The 633-nt window shown below is 38.7% G+C and carries 2 protein-coding genes; both read right to left on the reverse strand.

Going from position 1 to position 633, the window contains the following annotated elements; genetic code table 11:
• Positions 1-132 precede the first annotated feature (132 nt).
• A complete protein-coding gene (locus ACTHUM_RS17350) occupies positions 133-291 on the reverse strand; it encodes a DUF1328 domain-containing protein (protein ID WP_039862543.1) in 159 nt (52 codons plus the stop codon).
• Between the two features lie 72 nt (positions 292-363).
• The gene (locus ACTHUM_RS17355; RefSeq protein WP_070584611.1) at positions 364-558 is read right to left on the reverse strand and encodes a CsbD family protein; all 195 of its coding nucleotides are present in this window, start codon (positions 556-558) and stop codon (positions 364-366) included.
• Between the last annotated feature and the right edge of the window lie 75 nt (positions 559-633).

A 633-nucleotide genomic window follows, 5' to 3' on the forward strand; every position in this document is an offset into this window, starting at 1 on the left:
TGTTGCTGGGTGTGTAAAAAAATAAACCGCTAGTATAAGAACAAAGGCCGTCTGAAAACCAGTTATCCTGATTTTTCAGACGGCCTATTTGACGGAATAGTGGCTTGATACAACCTTATTGGTCTACAGGTATTACTTCTTCCTGCCAAAAATCAGTGATATCACCGACAAGATCAAGAAACCGGCAAATAAAATTTTGGCTATGCCTGCCGCACTACCTGCAATACCACCGAAACCTAATACAGCTGCAATAATAGCGATGATAAAGAAAACGATCGAATAATGAAGCATGATTTTTTCCTTTCGGTTTAATATAAAAACGGTCGAGGGAGATACGACCGTTTATGGTGAAATTCAACGGTCTTAGTTATTCAACCAATCATCAATTTCTTTTTCAGCTTCATCTTTAGTGCGACCGTAACGCTCTTGGATTTTACCAGCCAACTGATCGCGCTTGCCTTCGATGATGTCCAAATCGTCGTTTGTCAACTCGCCCCATTTTTCTTTGGCTTTACCTTTAAGCTGCTCCCATTTTCCTTTGATAATATCTTCGTTCATGGTTATACCATCCTATCTTATTGATTAATATTTAACTCACGGATAAAACCGCTTGCATTTAACCTTACTTAATAA

This window comes from Neisseria sp. P0021.S006 (assembly GCF_051956895.1).